Origin of the sequence: Aeromonas sp. CD (assembly GCF_033349375.1) — a bacterium.
Taxonomy (GTDB): domain Bacteria; phylum Pseudomonadota; class Gammaproteobacteria; order Enterobacterales; family Aeromonadaceae; genus Aeromonas; species Aeromonas hydrophila.
Window position 1 is genome coordinate 197283 of record NZ_CP137631.1, and the last position, 16985, is coordinate 214267.

Sequence of the window (16985 nt, forward strand, 5' to 3'; positions counted from 1 at the left end):
CATAGGTGAATACCTGTTCAGTGTCAAAGCCAAATGCTTTCATAGCTATCGCCTCATTAAAGCTTAAATTGCTCGAGTCTCTCTAGTGCTATCCAGAATCCTTCGCCGTTATTTTTGTGCCCTTGCCATATTTCAGGAATAAAGGATGCTGTTGGTGCATGTTGCTTCAATAATCCAGAGACCTCGTCAAAGTCTATCTCTCCCTCACCGATTTGCAGCCCTTCGCCATCAACATCCTTAGCATCAACAAGGTGCAAGTGAGCCGTATATGGAGCTATTTGTCGAATAAATCTTGCAAAGGAATCCTTATTCAGGTTACAGGCAAGTTTTGAATGTGATATATCCAAACATACTCTCATCCCCTGTTTTTCACAGAAGTCAGAAATCTCGTCGGCCTCCATGAATAGATTGTGATAGCGTTGCCCACCAAAATGCCATGGATAAGGAGGCATTGTCTGAGGAATAATTTCGACCCCTTGGCTGTCAAGTTTTTTTATAGCTTCCGCGATTAACTTATATTTAACCTCGCGCTCTGAACGTGGCATGAAACTATCTAAAGTGAATCCACCTGCATTAATGATGATTAGAGGTTTAGTCGCGCGATGAAAGTAAGAGGCTATCTGACGAGTTTTATCAATAACCCTTTGCAATTCTTTAAGAGAGTGTTCACGATATATTTTATCTTCTGAACAGAGATCCATTATATGGTCTCCATAAAATAACTCAGGACTATGTACTATTACATCAAGGTCATAGCCTTCAGATGCTAAATAATCTGCAGGATCAAGATCTAGGTCCTTGTAGCTAAGGTGAAACTCAACTAAATCTAGATTAGTCTTCCCAAGCATATCTTTCAGGTCATGGTAGCGAACTGGGATACCAAAAGGACGATTGAATGAATATTGACGAGCCTGTGTGGTCTTTTCATTAAGATCAGATGGATAGAAGAAATCACCAACAGCGATATCTCGTCGAGCAACCATACCTATGAGTTTATTTTTTTCATATGGAGGTAATCCTTTTCCGGGACTACGTATATCTACAGCGTTCGACGTGATAATTTCTCCAATTTTTAGATCCCTGGTACATATTAGACTCTTTCCAAGCACTTCTCGATTCATCATTTCTCCCTGAGTGACTTCTCTAGCTTTGCGATGTCCCATAGCGAGCTCTATTTCACGAATTCCCTGAACCATCATAGTGAATTCATCTGGCAGCAAACTGACTCGATGGTCATTGCCTTCCATGTTTCTGTCCAGAGTGAAGTGTTTTTCAATAATCTTTGCTCCCAAACTAACTGCTGCCATAGCGACCGATGTTCCACGTTCATGACCAGAATAACCAACATGGCCACTTTGAATGAGTTCCTGTAAGCGACTTATGTATTTTAGATTGATGTCTTTGAAGGGTGCAGGGTAAGTCGAGTTGCAATGTAAAATTATGAATTGGGTACCATTTCTCTGAAAGAGAGCAATAGCATTTTTTATTTCTTGCTCACTGGACATCCCAGTAGAACAAATCAGTGGTTTACGTGTAAGGATCAGTTTTTCTAGGAATTCATGATTTGTCAGGTCTGCCGAGGCTACTTTGTACGCCGGCATGCCATAGTTTTCCAATTCATCAAGGCTAGTTGCATCCCAAGGTGTGCAGAGAGGGATAATGCCTTTCTCTTTGCAGTAATCGAATACTTCAATCAGTTCCTTAGTAGTCAGCTGGAAGCGCTCCAGCAACTGAAGCGTATACTCTGATCCGAGATCTTCTCCAGCCGTTTTTTGGGGTGTATTTTGACGATACATGGAAGCTAAATGGCGCATTTGAAACTTGGCACAATTGGCCCCACTTGCAACAGCCAAGTCTACCAGTTTTTTTGCCAATACAATGTCACCGTTATGGTTGTTGCCAATCTCGGCTATTATAAAGGTCGGACTTTCTTCTGCTATTACGAAATTATCTATCTGGATTGGCTGGTTGTGTTGTGTAGCAACTGCCATCAAGCGATGTTGTTTATCGAGTAGAGGGAGATATTTAATTCGACTTGAAAATAGAGCGGAAATACTCTCGTGAGGACTTTCTATGTCTGCACTCGTAAAATTATGGTTGCTAACTATGGCAACTGGTAAGGACAAGTCGAAGTTACTTTCCTCTAGTAACCAGCGTCTTAAGTCACCATCTGTCATGACTCCTTCGAGAACACCATTTTGAGTCAAAACAAAAACGATACCACTCTTGTTCAGACTCATTTTTTGTAATGCATGCATTATGGTTTCATCGCTGAAAACAACATAACGAGTAACGTTTCTATCAATGATCATTAAAGATATTCCCGCATCAGAGTTTCTACAATAGCAAAGTCAGTTAGAGAGTCTATTTCCCAAGACTCATATTCTTGCATAGAGTACATAGCTATTTTACCCCCAAGACGATTTTCCCTCGCTCTTAGCAAGGGGATTTTAGTAAGATATATGGACCCATTTTCACGATACTGACGATCTGCTTCTCGAATATCCTGCCTTCTGGGGCGATTCGCATAATCGTAAAGCGCTCTAGGTGAAGAAGGAGATTTCCAGAAAAAAGCATGACTCTCGCAAACGGATACGAGTGAATCAGCTCGTTCGCGGCAGAACTGATCTATGGCGTTGGCTATGCTTTCCGGCATGCGTAAAGGTGAGGTAGGCTGAAGCAGCACGACAACTTCATCATCATCAGCGTCTAACCAATGTTCCATGGCATGGAGCATGACTTCTTCAGTTGAAGTGTGATCTAGAGCAAGCTCAGAGGGTCTGAGTTCTGGTACTTCAGCTCCCCAACTCTGGGCGACATTGGCGATGTGTACTGAATCAGTAGAAACAATCACTCGACTAATCTGGTTACAAGCCAAGGCTTGACGGATACTCCAACTGATGAGTGGCGCCCCCATGATAGGCCTGATGTTTTTATCAATGACACCTTTTGAGCCTCCCCTTGCAGGGATAATTGCAGTGAATTTCATTTATCTTCTTCCTGAAGCTTAACGACGAGCAATAAACAATAAAGTGTCAGTACAATTTCTTGTGGCATTATAATTACCATAAGCCTCATGCAGTATACGTGCCGATTCATCCATTATCGTATTGCCCATCCCAGAGGGCTTTTTATCAGTCAGCCAATACAGGTGATTCCATACGGGATAACGCTGTACAGCTACTTCCGATTGTACTGTCCAACCACTTTTTTCAAGTAATCGGTGTAACGATGCCCTTGTATGTAAGACAAGATGCTCTGACCAGAAAGTAAATTGACGATATTCTTCAGGGCCATTCAACAACAACCAATCCTTGGCGTGCGGAACCTCAATGATTAGTTGGCAGCCTTTGGATGCTATCGATTTTAGTTCTTCCAATATATGTTGAGGGGACAGCAGATGTTCTAAAACATGAAAGAGACTAATCACTTCAGGCTGAAATTTAGTAACTTGTTCCAAAGATGACTCGATATGGAAGCCATCCTGCCGGAGTTGATCCCTATCTCCTTCGTTTATCTCTATACCTATCGCAGAAGAACAAAGATGAGCATCTTTGCGTAACTGGTAACCAGGGCCACATCCAAAGTCTAGCCAGCGACGTCCAGGTATCAGAGAGGATAAAACTTTCGCTCTTCTTTCTGCATCAAGCAGGTCTACTTCATTGCGATACTTTCCACACCCCATCGAGTTTTTTTGTGTGTAATAATGAGCTGCTTTACCGGCATGTGTGGGGTCTAGATAGATTATGCCAGTTAATGTATCTTTGTATACGGCTACATTCAGGTCTCTGCATGTTGGACTTATAATTATACTTCTGTTTGGTGAAATTAGGTCTTCAGCTAACAAAAAGTCAAAAATATTATTCATGGTCCTTTGCCCTGTCTGAAATCTGATGATAATATAAATTAATGTGAAGCTATGGTCGAAAAGTTTAGAAAGTCATCAACGAAGTCACCAATTACTTAAGACTTGTTGAGGAAATATATTTTTACTCCATATCGATCAGTCGTTTAATAAGCTTCAGGTTGTTATTTACTAATGTTATGGCTTGAGCTTGGGTATTAGCCTCTGCATAACAGCGAAGTTCCGGCGCATTGGCAGAAGCTCGCAAGTGTAAGATATTGTTACCCGTAAGCTGGATTCTTATTCCATCAGTCAGATCTATATCAAGATACGCATCTGTTGCCAGCCCCAGTAACTGAAGAAGCCAAGTGGGCTCATTGCTGGCTTTTTGCATCAAGGCCGTCGGATTAACCTTGATCCGGTCGCTATGAGTAAAGCGGTTTGGTAGCGTGGCCAAGATGGCAGCAAGCCCTTTTTCTCTTGCCTGGATCAATGCAGCCAATGCTGGTAGCAGGGCATCACGAGTGGGGAGGGCCGAAAGATGCCGCCCTTCATGATCAATGCTACTGCCTAACATGAAGCCTCCATTTGCTTCAAAACCGGCTACTTTGCCTGCGAGGGCCCCCATTGCTTCCAATACATAAGGAGATCCAATCCGAGTGCGTATGACTCGTGTGGCTATCCCTGATTGCTCAACGGCACTATTGCAGTTAAGTGGCATGGCCACGCTCTGTATGCCTAGGTATTGGCAACAGAGCAGCCCCAATATGTCTCCTTTTATCCAATGGCCCTGCTCGTCGGCGAGCATGGGCCTGTCACCGTCACCATCGGTTGAAAAAAGAGCATCCAGACCATATTGGAGGGTCCAATCGATGGCTATCTGTTCATCCTCTGTGCTCAAGGCTTCGGTATCGATGGGGATAAAGTCGTCACTCCGCCCCAGTCGTACAACTGTTGCTCCTAATGCTTGGAAAATCGACGGGTAAATATCTCGCCCGGCACTGCTGTGTTCGTAAATGCCGATCCGTTTATGTGCCAGTGCATTCTCGTTGAAAAAATGTAAGTAACGCTCTGTATAGCGTTCTGCTGCCTCTGTGGAGGGCAGAAGCGTGGGTTGTACCATTCTCTTGGAGAACACTATGTCCGCGTCTAGGATCTGTCGTTCTTCAGTTTTGGTGATCTCTCCACCAGGGCTATAGAACTTGAGACCATTTCGGTCATGTGGGATATGACTACCGGTAACCATGATGGCAGGAATGCGGCAATGCATGGCTTGTAATGCCAAGGCTGGTGTTGGTAGTACCCCATAGAAGAGGGGCTCGATGCCAAGTTGTTGCAGGGTGGCGGCGCAGGCGCCTGCCATGCCGAGACTGCTGGGTCTGTTGTCTATGCCCAACGCTACATGCTTAAAGGTGTAGCGATCACGCATGACAGAAATAAAGGCATGCGTAAATGCTTGGCAAACTTCTGCTGTCAACTGGTTGACTAACCCTCTGACACCGCTGGTACCAAAGCCCAAACCACTATGCTGGATAATCGTCTTGGTACTTAGCATGGCTCGCTCCCATCTTTGTGGTAGTGCTCCCCCAGCCTTACAATGTCGTCTTCCCCCAGATAGGAGCCTGATTGAACTTCGATAAGTACCAAGTCGACTTTACCCGGGTTTTCCAACGAGTGAATGGTTGCAATAGGGATATAGACGGACTCATTTTCCGTGATAAAGCGCTCGACACCATTCAGTGTCATCCTGGCTGTTCCGGAGACTACTATCCAGTGTTCTGCCCTGTGGTGATGCAGTTGCAGAGAAAGCTTGGCACCAGGCTTGACGGTGATGCGTTTGACGTGGAAACGCTCTCCGCTGTCGATAGCATCATATTTGCCCCATGGGCGGTAAACCTCGCGATGACGTTCGGTTTCTGTGCGATTCATACTTTTAAGACGTGATGTCAGTGTCTTGACCTCTTGAACCTTGTCGTGCGCGGCAACGAGTATGGCATCCTTGGTTTCCACTATGACTAGCTTGTCCAATCCAATGGTGGTTACTAGCCGGTAGCTGCTTTTGATATAACAATCTGTTGTGTCAAGCGCCAAGATGTCACCTTCTAGGACATTCCCTTGCCCGTCTTTCTCGTTCACCTCCCACAGGGTGGACCAAGAGCCTACATCGCTCCATCCCGCATCCATAGGAACGACGACGGCATCATGCGTTTTTTCCATCACCGCATAATCTACCGACTCACTGGGCGATTCCTCGAAAGCCGCGCTACCAACACGGATAAAATCGAGATCATGTTGTCTGGTGCTGAACGCTTTGTCACACGCGGCCAGGATATCGGGGCGATAAAGTTTAAGTTCCTCAAGATAGCGGCTGGCTTTGAACATAAAGAGGCCGCTATTCCAGAGGTATTTTCCAGAGGAGAGATACTGTTTTGCCGTGTCCAGATCCGGTTTTTCGATGAAGGCGTCGACGCGAGAAACGCCCCCCCCAAGAGATTCCCCTGCTCTGAGGTAGCCATAACCGGTTTCAGGTGTTTGGGGGACGATGCCGAATGTCACCAGTTTGCCATTGGCTGCAAAGGGGTATGCGGCTTCTATGGCTTGTCGGAAGGCGTGCGGATCCTTGATTGCGTGGTCTGCAGCCAGCACCAACAACACGGGGTCATCAGCGATCGTCATACCGTGCAGGGCCGCCACAGCGATAGCCGGGGCTGTATTGCGTGCTGAAGGCTCCAGCAGAATATGGTTCTCAATTCCGGCCTCCCGCAACTGCTCGGCGACAATAAAGCGATGGGCCTCATTGCAAACCACGGTGAACGGGTGAGCGGCAAGTTCTTTGACCCTGCCAATGGTATCCAGCAGCATTGAGGCTTCACCCAACAGCGGCATGAACTGCTTTGGATATAACTCACGAGAAAGAGGCCAAAGCCGACTACCTGACCCCCCCGCCATCACAACTGGCAAGATTGCTGTATCCGTCATTTTATCTCTCTGTATATCGACTATCTGGACCTTTTGAAGGCAAACTCAGAGCCTGTTTGTTCTTTTATGTACTGCTACGCATCGGCAGTTACCAATGTAAATACCTGATGTTGTTCCGCTGTCGTTAAATGAGGGAAAAGCGGGAGAGTGATGGCTCCGTAATAGTGAGCCTCTGCCATCGGTAGGGCTGACTGGTGGCCTTCTTGGTGCCAAGGTTGTTTGTAGATTGGCATATAGTGCACGTTGGCCCCAATCCCATGATCGCGTAGTCGCTGGAACAGGCCATCGCGTTGTTCGGGTACAACATGGTGTACATACAGGTGGAAGGCGCTGCGCCGCTCTTCGCCAAAATAACGGGGCAGACGCTCAGGGGATAAAGCTTCAAAGTAACGACGAGCGATCTCGCTACGCTTGGCGATCCAACCTTCCAGATTCGCCATCTGGCTCAACCCCAGTGCCGCCTGGATGTCGGTCATCCGGTAGTTGAAGCCCAGCATCTGCTGCTCGTAGTACCAGGGGCCATCCGGTTCGTTGATGAAGTCTTCCGGATCCCGGGTGATGCCGTGGCTGCGCAGCATGCTCATGGTTTTGGCAAGCGCAGGGTCATTGGTCATCGCCATGCCACCCTCGCCGGTGGTGATGATCTTCACCGGGTGGAAGCTGAAGACGGTGATATCGCTGTAGCGGCCATTGCCGGTGGGTTCACCCTGATAGCGGGCGCCGAGAGCATGACAGGCATCCTCGATTATCTTAAAACCGTACTCTTGTCCCAGGCGATGGATCTCCTGCATGTCGCAGGGCAGGCCCGCGAAGTGTACCGGGATGACCACCTTGGGCAGGCATCCTTGAGCCTTGGCCGTTGCCAGTTTGCGCTCCAGCTCCATGGCGCACATGTTGCCGGTATCGGGCTCGATGTCGACGAAGTCGACCTGGGCTCCGCAATAGAGAGCGCAGTTGGCCGAGGCGACAAAGCTGATGGGGGAGGTCCAGACCCAGTCACCCGGGCCGACACCCAGCGCCAGACAGGCGATATGCAGGGCAGCCGTACCTGAGTTGACCGCCACCCCGAAGCGGGCACCACAGTAATCCGCCACCGCCTGCTCGAAGCGCGGCACTACAGGCCCCTGGGTCAGAAAATCGGACCTCAATACTTCGACCACGGCTGCGATATCCGCTTCGCTGATCGACTGTCTGCCGTACGGGATCATTCCATTGCCACCTTGCTGTTCAATGCTTTCAGCTGCTCAACCGTCAGGAAATCCTCGTTGTCACGGGAGTTGTACTCGAATCCCTGGGCCACCATGGTTCCCTTTTCACCTGAGGCGGTGACGGAGAAGTCATTGTTGCGATTGTTGAAGTTGATGGTTGGTCCGATGATGAAGAAGTCGTCGAACTCGAAGGTGTGGTAGGAGTCGTCACATGGGCACATCACTTCATGCAGTTTTTCACCCGGGCGGATGCCGATGATCTCCTGGTTCAGCTGAGGGGCCATGGCGGTAGCCAGGTCGGTGATCCGTACCGATGGCAGCTTGGGCACGAAAATCTCCCCCCCCTTCATGCGCGGGAAGTTGTTCATCACGAAGTCCACCCCCTGCTGCAGGGTGATCCAGAAGCGGGTCATCTCGGTGTGGGTGATGGGCAGGGTGGTGGCGCCCTGATCGATCCGTTTCTGGAAGAAGGGCACCACAGAACCGCGCGATCCCACCACGTTGCCGTAGCGCACTACCGCAAAACGGGTTGGATCCTGGCCGGCGATGTTGTTGGCGGCGACAAACAGTTTGTCGGAGGCCAGCTTGGTGGCGCCGTACAGGTTGATGGGGTTGGCAGCCTTGTCGGTGGAGAGGGCGATCACCTTCTTGACCTGATTGAGCAGGGCGGCCTGGATGACGTTCTCGGCCCCGTGGATATTGGTCTTGATGCACTCCATGGGGTTGTATTCGGCAGCCGGCACCTGCTTGAGGGCCGCCGCGTGCACCACATAGTCAACCCCGCGCATCGCCATGGTGAGCCGGTTGGCATCCCGCACGTCGCCGATGAAATAGCGCATGCAGGGGGCGTTGAAGACCTGCTGCATCTCGAACTGTTTCAGCTCGTCGCGGGAGTAGATGATCAGCCGTTTCGGCTTGTAGCGTTCCAGCACTGTCTTGACCAGCATCTTGCCAAACGAGCCAGTGCCGCCGGTAATCAATAGGGTTTTATTGTCGAACATGACGGATTCTCGCTAGTGATGCCAAGTGACAAGCAATTTATGTGCCTTGGGCCAGTTTAGCCGAAAAGGGGCTGATGCGGCCTTGTATGATGCCAGTTTTATTCCACTCTGAGTGAACTAACTAGATGATTCATAGAGAAATCCAACCCAGCTCAAACAACTTTATGCGATCTCGGGGGCTTTAACAAAAAGCGGAACACAGGGTTCCGCTTTTTTGACGCCTAGCTGGAGAGCAGTACTCTGGCCGAGTTGGCGGGGATGGTGAGCTGCACCTCGCCCTGTACCACTTCGAATTTGTCGCCGTTGAAGGCATCGGTGAAGCGGCTGGCCGGGCTGGCGGTCTGCCACAGGGGCAGGCTGATGGTGCGCGGCTCGCTGGGGTGACGGTTGCAGGCCACCACCACCTGATCGCTTTGCAGGGTACGGGCAAACACATAGCTGTGCGGGCCGGCATAGAGGGTCTGGATGTCGCCGCGACGCAGGGCAGGACGCTGCCGGCGGATCTGGATCAACCGGCGGTAGTGGTCGTGCAGCACGTGATCCCAGGCGGTGGTCTCCCACGGGAAGCAGCGGCGGCAGTCCGGATCGTTGCCGCCAGAGAGCCCCACTTCATCGCCGTAGTAGATGGACGGCACGCCGATGTAGGTGAGCAGCAGGGTGGCCGCGAGCCGCATCCGCTGTTTGTCTTCCCCCAGCAGGTGGAGGAAGCGAGCGGTGTCGTGGCTGTCCAGCAGGTTGAACTGGGCCAGCTGGTTTTTGAACGGAATGTGGGCCCGCGCCAGCTTGAGCCAGCGATCCAGCTCTTCGGCGCTGATCTTGATGGGGTGGTAGGCGATGTCCTGCCCCGCCAGGAAGGCGCGGATCGGGTGGGCGAAGCCGTAGTAGTTCATGGCGCCGTCCTCCTGATCCCCCTGCAGCCACTGGCTTGCCTCGAAGAAGTGCTCGCCGAGAACATAGGCGTCCGGGTTCTCTTGCTTCACCGCGCCGCGAATGGCGCGCACGTGGCCGCGGTTGCCTTCGGCTGTGCCGCGCTCCCCCAGCATGTGGATGACGTCGAAGCGCCAGCCGTCGATCTGGTAGGGGGCGCGCATCCAGTAGCGCAGGATGGCGTCGTCGGCGCGATAGACTGCGTCCTGCACCTGTTCGCTGGAGAAGTCGAGCTTGGGCAGGCTGCGGATGCCTTTCCAGCTGACGTAATCCCCCTCGTTGTCAAAGGTGTAGAAGCTGCGCCACGGTGAGTCTGGGTTGCTCTGGGCGCCGAGCGGCGGGCAGAACCAGGGGTGCTCGGTCGAGGTGTGGTTGACCACCGCATCCAGGATGATCTTCATGCCGCGCTGGTGCAGGTTGCGGGTCAGCTCGGCAAACTGGGCGTTGCTGCCGAGGTGCGCATCCACCTTGAAGTAGTCCTGGGTGTCGTACTTGTGGTTGCTCGGCGAATCGAAGATGGGGTTGAGATAGAGCGCCGTTACCCCGAGGGATTGCAGATAGTGCAGCTTGGCATCGATGCCCGCCAGGTCGCCACCGTAGAATTCGCAGGCGCCGTGGCCCTCTTCGTGGCGGCTGACCGGCTCGCCCCACGCCTTGCTGATCACCGCCTTGCCGCGGTACTCGTACTCGTGATGCTTGACGCTGAGCGACGGGTCGCCGTTGCAGAAGCGATCGGGGAAGATCTGGTAGAACACCTGATCCTGCACCCAGGCCGGTGGCTGGTGTAGGCTGTTGAAGCGAAAATGTTGTTCGCGCGGCGGCATGGCGGCGCTGACGCCGGCCCCGTGCAGCCACCACTGCTCCTCATCGGTCAGACACTTGAAGCAGTAGAGGTGAATGTCCTGCCCCTTGATGAGCGGCAGGGTCGCCTGCCATACCTGCAGCCGGTCGCGGGTGGAGACCGCCGTCATCGGGATCAGGTACTCCTCGTTGTCCGGCTCATGGCGCAGCCACACCTCGCGGATCGGGGCATCCAGCTCGCTGAACAGGGTCAGTTGCAGGGCATCGGCGCTCTCTTTGAACCAGGGCGCCACCTGGGGATGAAACAGAAATGGATGGGTCATGATGCTTATTGAGTCAGAAGATCGGCGAGGGCGTTGCCCTGTTCATGCAAGGTTTCGAGCTGGCCGGCGAGCGACTTGGGATCCAGCCCCAGCTGGTCGGCCAGTGGCTTGGGGAAGCGGGCGATGATGGCCTGGGCCGGCACCCCGGCGTTCCAGGCGAAGGAGATGAAGACCGCCAGGCGGATCAGCACCGCCTCCTTGCTGACCGGGTTGTGGGAGAGGGGATCCAGCTGCTGGGAGATGGCATCAACGAAGGCCTCGGAGAGGTTCCAGCGCCGTGCCAGCTCGGCGCCGAGCTGGGCGTAGTCGTAACCCAGCATCTCGCGCTGGGCCTCGACCCGGCTGCTTCCCTTCTGGATCGCCAGACTGATGAGCTCGGCCTCTTCCGGCAAGGTGCTCTGGATCAGCAGCTCGCCGATGTTGTGGATGAGGGCGCAGGTGAAGGCGGTCTCGGGATCGAGCACCTTGGCCTCCTGGGCCAGGGTCTTGGCGATGGTGGCGACCTGGAAGGTCTCGGTCCAGAACTTGTTCTTGTCGAAGCTGGGAGGCGCCTTGAAGCTGCCGATGATGCCGGAGGCGACCACCACAGATCGTAGCCGGTTGAAACCGAGGCGGATCACCGCCTGTTCGATGGAAGTGACTTCGTTGCCGCGGCGCAGGGCGGCCGAGTTGGCCATTCGCAGCACCTTGACGCTGATCACCTGGTCCATGGCGATCTTGGCCGCAATCTCGTCGATGCGGGCATTTTCATCGCTGAAGCTCTGCATCAACTCATGCAGCAGTTGCGGGATAGTGGGGAGTTGTTTGATCTTGTCAAACAGACGGTCCATCGACATGGCTGAGGCAGCCTCCATTGCGAGCACTGCCTCATATTGTGCCACAGGCGGGGCACATGTTCCTGTTTGTGATGCCGGTTTGTGAGCCCTAGAGCACCCAGTCGCGCAGGGTGTATTCCAAACGATGCCGTTTGCCCTGCAGGATCAGGGTCTGGGTGGTGCCGTCCAGGGTGGCCCCTTCGGTGAGGGTGGTCAGCACCGCCTGCTCCACGGCATCGAGCGGGGCCAGACAGGCCATCTCGGTGCTGCCCAGACTGGTCACCCAGAACTTGTTCCCCTCGAGGTGGCCCTGCCCGAAGTAGCGATTGCAACCGGCGATGCCGTTGACGGTGAAGTGTTCACCTATCTCGAAATCGGGCGGGTTGTCTCGCGGCGCTGCAACGGGCTGGCCATCCAGCTTGTCGAGCACCCAGTGGTGGTGCTGCAGGTCTTGCGAGGCGAAGCGGGGAGTACTGCTGCAGGCGCTGAGCAGAAGCAGGGCGAGCAGCAGTAGCAAGAATCTGGGCATGAAAGGGCTCCGGTAGTGGGAGTGACAAGCATACCCTCTGTGCGGGCCCTCAGGCAGGGCGAGGGGGAGTGCCCCCGACTGCTTCTGTCGCCCTGTGGGTGGGGCCTGTGTCGTTAAATGGCAACACAGCCCCCATGCCTGGCTGCAGTTGGGTCAGATCGGGGTGGGTTGACCGCTGCCAAACAGCCGCTCGGCGTAACGGGCCAGACCGGAGGCGACCGAGCCGAAGTCATCGCCCCCTTCCAGCGGCACCTGGGGCAGCTTCTGGCGGATGAAGGCCTGGATCAGCGGGGAGCGGGCGCTGCCGCCGGTGATGAAGACCCGATCCGGCTGCACGCCGGCGGCGGCGATGGCTTCATCCATCAGCTCGCCAATTTTCTCCAGCAGCAGGGCAGAGGCATTGGCCAGCTGTTCGCGGGTCAGCTCCGCCGCCAGCCCTTTTTCCAGCTCGCTCAGCGATTGGTGATTGGACTCCTGCGTCGAGAGGGCGATCTTGCCCTGCTCGGCACGCCACACCAGCTGGTGGCTCAGCTTGTGGGCTCGCAGGCTGGCGAGGCGGCCCAGCTTGCTGCCGGGCTGGCTGTCGAGTTGCAGATCCTGCAGCTGGCGGGCGGTATCCAGGCTGTAGAAGCGGCTCTGGGCGCTGACGTCGTTGATGGCGGCGGCATCCCAGAACAGCGGGTGGGGCAGCGGCTTGCCGGTCTTGAGGGTCTCGTGCATGCCGAGCAGCGGCATCATGCCCTCCACCGTCAGCCGGATGTCGAAGTCGTTGCCGCCGATGCGCTGGCCGCTGTGGCCGAGCAGATCGCCGTCGCGATCGAGCCGGTCGCGGTGGCTCGGGCCCATCCGCAGCACCGAGCAGTCGGTGGTGCCGCCGCCGATGTCCACCACCAGTACCACCGCATCCTCGGTCAGGCGGGCCTCGAATTCGAAGCCGGCCGCCACCGGTTCATAGAGAAACTCCACCTGCTCGAACCCCGCAAGGCGGGCCGCCTCGCTCAGGATGGCGATGGCCTGACGGTTGCTTTCTTCCCCCGCCAGTCCCTGAAAGTTGACCGGGCGGCCGACCACGGCCCGGCGGATCGGCGCGCCGAGCTGCTGCTCCGCCTCGCGCCGCACGTGCAGCATCATGGCGCAGACGATGTCTTCGAACAGGGCGATCTGCGGTGCCTTGAGGCCATAGGCGCCGAGGAAGGATTTCGGCGACTTGAGGTAGTAGCCGTCGTCCGGCTCTTCCAGATAGCGCTCCAGCGCCGCGGCGCCAAAGCTGAGCTCGTCGATCAGCCCCTCTTCGCGCATCTGGCGGCGTACCGCCTGGGCCCGGGTGACCACGGGGCCGCGCAGCTTGAGGTACTCGCTCTGCTGGGCGGGTGCCAGCCCTTCGGCCAGCAGGCCGGCGATGGCATCCCGGTGGGGGGCGTGCAGGGTGGAGGGAAGGTAGTGGGCACCGCTCAGGTTCAGCAGCCTGGGGCTGCCTTGTTCCATCACGGCGACGGCACAGTTGGAGGTACCGTAATCAAATCCGATAAACATGGGCAGCCAGACTCCTGAGCAAAAAAGGGCTGGTAGCCTACCCGAAGGCGCCGGGTCTCACAACCCGGCGCCTCGCTTATTGCGCGGTGGTTTACTCCACCTCGTTGTCGCAGCGCCCCTGACTGTCGATGGCGCGGATGTTGCTGAGGGTGGTGTCGGCGATGGCGTGCAGCGCCTCGCGGGTCAGGAAGGCCTGGTGACCGGTGAACAGCACGTTGTGGCAGGCCGACAGGCGGCGGAACACGTCATCGGTGATCACCTCGTTGGACTTGTCGGCGAAGAAGAGATCTTCTTCTTCCTCGTAGACGTCCAGCCCCAGCGCGCCGATGCGGGCGGTCTTGAGCGCCTCGATGGCGGCGTTGGAGTCGAGCAGGCCGCCCCGGCTGGTGTTGATGATCATCACCCCGTCCTTCATCTTGGCGAACGCCTCCTTGTTCAGCAGGTGGTAGTTCTCCTTGAACAGCGGGCAGTGCAGGCTGATGACGTCGGACTGGCGGAACAGGGTATCGAGATCCACGTACTCGGCGCCGAGATCGATGGCCGCCTGGTTCGGATAGGGATCGCTCACCAGCAGGCGCATGCCGAAGCCCTTGAGGATGCGCAGGGTGGCGATGCCGATCTTGCCGGTGCCGATGATGCCGGCGGTGCGGCCGTGCATGTTGAAGCCGACCAGCCCCTCCAGCGAGAAGTTGGCGTCACGGGTGCGCTGATAGGCTTTGTGGATGCGACGGTTGAGGGTCATCATCAGGCCCACCGCGTGCTCGGCGACCGCTTCCGGGGAGTAGGCGGGCACTCGCACCACTTTCAGTCCCAGCTCCTTGGCGGCGGCCAGATCCACGTTGTTGTAGCCGGCGCAGCGCAGGGCGATCACCTTGGTGCCGTTGGTGGCCAGTTCGGTCAGCACCTCGCGGTCGGCATCGTCGTTGACGAACAGGCACACCACGGGGAAGCCGTGGGCCAGCCGGGCAGTCTTGGCCTCCAGCCGCACGTCGAAGAACTCCAGTTCATAACCGTACTGGCTGTTGGCCTGATTGAAGTGCTCTTTGTCGTAGCTCTTGGTACTGAAAACGGCGACTCTCATGGTGCGCTCTCCGCAGATAATGATGTGGTTAAATTACAACAAATATGGGTCGTCATCACGGGATAAATGGTGGGAATTCAGCCCCACGGCATGATGGGAACGGCGCTGACCGCGCTCTTGTAGGAGCCATCCACCAGCTTGGTGCTGTAAGTCAGATAGACGAGCGCGTTGCGCTTTTGATCGTAAAAGCGCACCACTTTCTGCTCCTTGAACACCAGCGAGGTGCTGACGTCGAACACCTCTTCCCCCGCCTTCAGCTTGGCGGGCAGGGTGATGGGGCCGATCTGGTGGCACGAGAGGGAGGCGTGGGAGGGATCTTCCGCCAGCCCGAGTCCGCCCTTGACGCCGCCGGTCTTGGGACGCGCCAGGTAGCAGGCGACGCCGTCGATGCGGGGATCGTCGAACGCCTCCACTAGGATCTTGTGGTTGGGGCCAAACAGCTTGAAGGCGGTGCTCACCTCGCCGACCGGGTCGGCCTTGTCGGCCAGCGCCGGGCCGGCAATCAGTGCACCCAGCAGCAGCGGCAGGGCGCGAGCAAGGATCTGAGGATGTCTCATGGTCTCTCCTGTTGGCTTCCCTCAGTAGGGAATGCCCAAACGACGATAGAGGCTGGCCAGCACCCAGGCGGGGCCGATCAGCAAAAACTGCAGGTCGGCGAGGAAGGAGGGGCGCTTGCCCTCGATCTGGTGGCCGACGAACTGGGCTATCCAGAGCAGCACGAACCCGGCCAGCGCAGGCCACAGCAAGGGGCCTTGCCAGCTGTGGCAAATGACCAGCCCCAGCGCGGTCAGCACCGTCATGCCCACAAACAGCGCAAATGACAGCCGCAGGTAGAAGGCCAGCACCGGGATGGCGACCAGCGTGGCCCAGTTGAGCGACGGCGGCAGCGGCCCGGCCGGCAGGCACCAGAGCAGGGCCAGGGCGCAGAGATAGATGCCGGGCACCGCCAGCTTGTGGATCGCCACATTGGCGGGGTGCCGGTGGCTCTGGCCGTACAGTTCAAACCACTCCTCGATTCCCTTCATGGCACCTCCCTGGCGCGCTGTGGGTGCCACCCCGGTTGAGGTGGTCGACTCTTATCCCTGCGGGGGATATTCCCAATATTGGGCCGGAATGGATTTTAGCAACGGTGTCATGTCGGGATTGGGCAGGGAGATGGTGACCCGCCGCTCGAGATTGGCGCTGGCCAGGGCCTCGCGGATCTTGGGGTTCTCCCGAAAGAACTTCATGAAGCTGCCGTCGGCATAGGCCCGCTCAAGCCCGGTCTGGATCGCCTTGGCCAGCTTGGGGGATTCCGGGCTGACGAAGAAGAACTCGGCGAAGGGGTAGCGGATCAGCAGGTGCTGATCGATGACCAGGTTGGGATATTGCGCCACCAGCTCGCTGCGCTCGGCGAAAATCTCCACCAGGTTGCGCGGGAAGAAGTCCAGCTTGTCGCCGTCGTTGATCAGTCGAAACAGGTTGCTGTAGCGCCCCGAATAGGTGGGGATGCCGGCGTTCTCGAGGATCTTGTTGTCGGCCCAGCCCACCCCTTGCGCCGCCTTCAGCTGCTTGAGATCGGCCAGCGAGTTGATCTGGTTGAACTTCTCCTGGGCATCGGTGTGGATGAAGGAGAGCCGCAGCCCTTCCAGACCGCGAAACAGCGGGATCGGCACGGCGATGAGCGAGGATTCGAGGGCGCTGGAGGTACCCATCCAGAACACATTGATGGTTTGGCCCTTGCTCAGCTGTTGCTGCAGGTTGTACTGGTTGAGGTTGAGTTCGACCTGCTTGATGCGAAACGGCTGGCCGGCATGGGTCAGCGCCAGTTCCAGCAGCTTGAGCTGGTACTCTTTGTCGAGGTCGTTGATCGGCCGGCTGGGAACCTTGACCGTGAGGGTCTGTGCTTGTGCCAGCAACGGCAGACACAAGCACAGTTTGAGGAACCATTTCACTCTCTGCTCT

General features: G+C 55.6%; 15 protein-coding genes. All 15 read right to left on the reverse strand.

What is annotated here, in order from left to right:
* Nucleotides 1-56 precede the first annotated feature (56 nt).
* Nucleotides 57-2312 carry an N-acetylneuraminate synthase family protein gene (locus R2E40_RS00870; RefSeq protein ID WP_318164543.1) on the reverse strand — a complete coding sequence of 752 codons (2256 nt, stop codon included), beginning with the start codon at nucleotides 2310-2312 and terminating at the stop codon, nucleotides 57-59.
* Nucleotides 2312-2989, reverse strand: a complete 678-nt coding sequence (locus R2E40_RS00875) for an acylneuraminate cytidylyltransferase family protein (RefSeq protein ID WP_318164544.1) — start codon at nucleotides 2987-2989, stop codon at nucleotides 2312-2314. The genes R2E40_RS00870 and R2E40_RS00875 overlap by 1 nt, the downstream gene beginning before the upstream one ends.
* A gap of 18 nt (nucleotides 2990-3007) precedes the next feature.
* Entirely contained in the window at nucleotides 3008-3868 is an 861-nt protein-coding gene (locus R2E40_RS00880; RefSeq protein WP_318164545.1) for a class I SAM-dependent methyltransferase, read from the reverse strand.
* Between the two features lie 121 nt (nucleotides 3869-3989).
* Complete coding sequence (locus R2E40_RS00885) at nucleotides 3990-5399, reverse strand: phosphomannomutase (RefSeq protein WP_318164546.1); 1410 nt, start codon at nucleotides 5397-5399, stop codon at nucleotides 3990-3992.
* Nucleotides 5393-6823: a mannose-1-phosphate guanylyltransferase/mannose-6-phosphate isomerase gene (locus R2E40_RS00890; protein ID WP_318164547.1), complete on the reverse strand. Its 1431-nt coding sequence runs from the start codon at nucleotides 6821-6823 to the stop codon at nucleotides 5393-5395. Before R2E40_RS00890 ends, R2E40_RS00885 begins: the two co-directional genes overlap by 7 nt.
* Nucleotides 6824-6897: 74 nt before the next feature.
* Nucleotides 6898-8031, reverse strand: a complete 1134-nt coding sequence (gene pseC / locus R2E40_RS00895; protein ID WP_318164548.1) for a UDP-4-amino-4,6-dideoxy-N-acetyl-beta-L-altrosamine transaminase — start codon at nucleotides 8029-8031, stop codon at nucleotides 6898-6900.
* Complete coding sequence (pseB, locus tag R2E40_RS00900; protein ID WP_318164549.1) at nucleotides 8028-9032, reverse strand: UDP-N-acetylglucosamine 4,6-dehydratase (inverting); 1005 nt, start codon at nucleotides 9030-9032, stop codon at nucleotides 8028-8030. The genes pseC and pseB overlap by 4 nt, the downstream gene beginning before the upstream one ends.
* 221 nt (nucleotides 9033-9253) lie before the next feature.
* A complete protein-coding gene (gene malZ / locus R2E40_RS00905) occupies nucleotides 9254-11083 on the reverse strand; it encodes a maltodextrin glucosidase (protein WP_211067894.1) in 1830 nt (609 codons plus the stop codon).
* 5 nt (nucleotides 11084-11088) lie between these two features.
* Complete coding sequence (locus R2E40_RS00910; protein ID WP_011707806.1) at nucleotides 11089-11937, reverse strand: HDOD domain-containing protein; 849 nt, start codon at nucleotides 11935-11937, stop codon at nucleotides 11089-11091.
* A gap of 70 nt (nucleotides 11938-12007) precedes the next feature.
* Complete coding sequence (locus tag R2E40_RS00915; protein WP_016352339.1) at nucleotides 12008-12427, reverse strand: META domain-containing protein; 420 nt, start codon at nucleotides 12425-12427, stop codon at nucleotides 12008-12010.
* A gap of 153 nt (nucleotides 12428-12580) precedes the next feature.
* Nucleotides 12581-13960, reverse strand: a complete 1380-nt coding sequence (gene yegD, locus R2E40_RS00920; protein ID WP_106551506.1) for a molecular chaperone — start codon at nucleotides 13958-13960, stop codon at nucleotides 12581-12583.
* Nucleotides 13961-14051: 91 nt separating this feature from the next.
* The gene (locus R2E40_RS00925; protein ID WP_024945568.1) at nucleotides 14052-15041 is read right to left on the reverse strand and encodes a 2-hydroxyacid dehydrogenase; all 990 of its coding nucleotides are present in this window, start codon (nucleotides 15039-15041) and stop codon (nucleotides 14052-14054) included.
* A 77-nt stretch (nucleotides 15042-15118) separates the two neighbouring features.
* Nucleotides 15119-15598 (reverse strand): CreA family protein, encoded by a 480-nt coding sequence (locus tag R2E40_RS00930; RefSeq protein ID WP_011707802.1) that lies wholly within the window; start codon nucleotides 15596-15598, stop codon nucleotides 15119-15121.
* Between the two features lie 21 nt (nucleotides 15599-15619).
* Complete coding sequence (locus R2E40_RS00935) at nucleotides 15620-16066, reverse strand: DUF962 domain-containing protein (protein WP_318164550.1); 447 nt, start codon at nucleotides 16064-16066, stop codon at nucleotides 15620-15622.
* Between the two features lie 51 nt (nucleotides 16067-16117).
* A complete protein-coding gene (locus R2E40_RS00940; RefSeq protein WP_318164551.1) occupies nucleotides 16118-16975 on the reverse strand; it encodes a hypothetical protein in 858 nt (285 codons plus the stop codon).
* Between the last annotated feature and the right edge of the window lie 10 nt (nucleotides 16976-16985).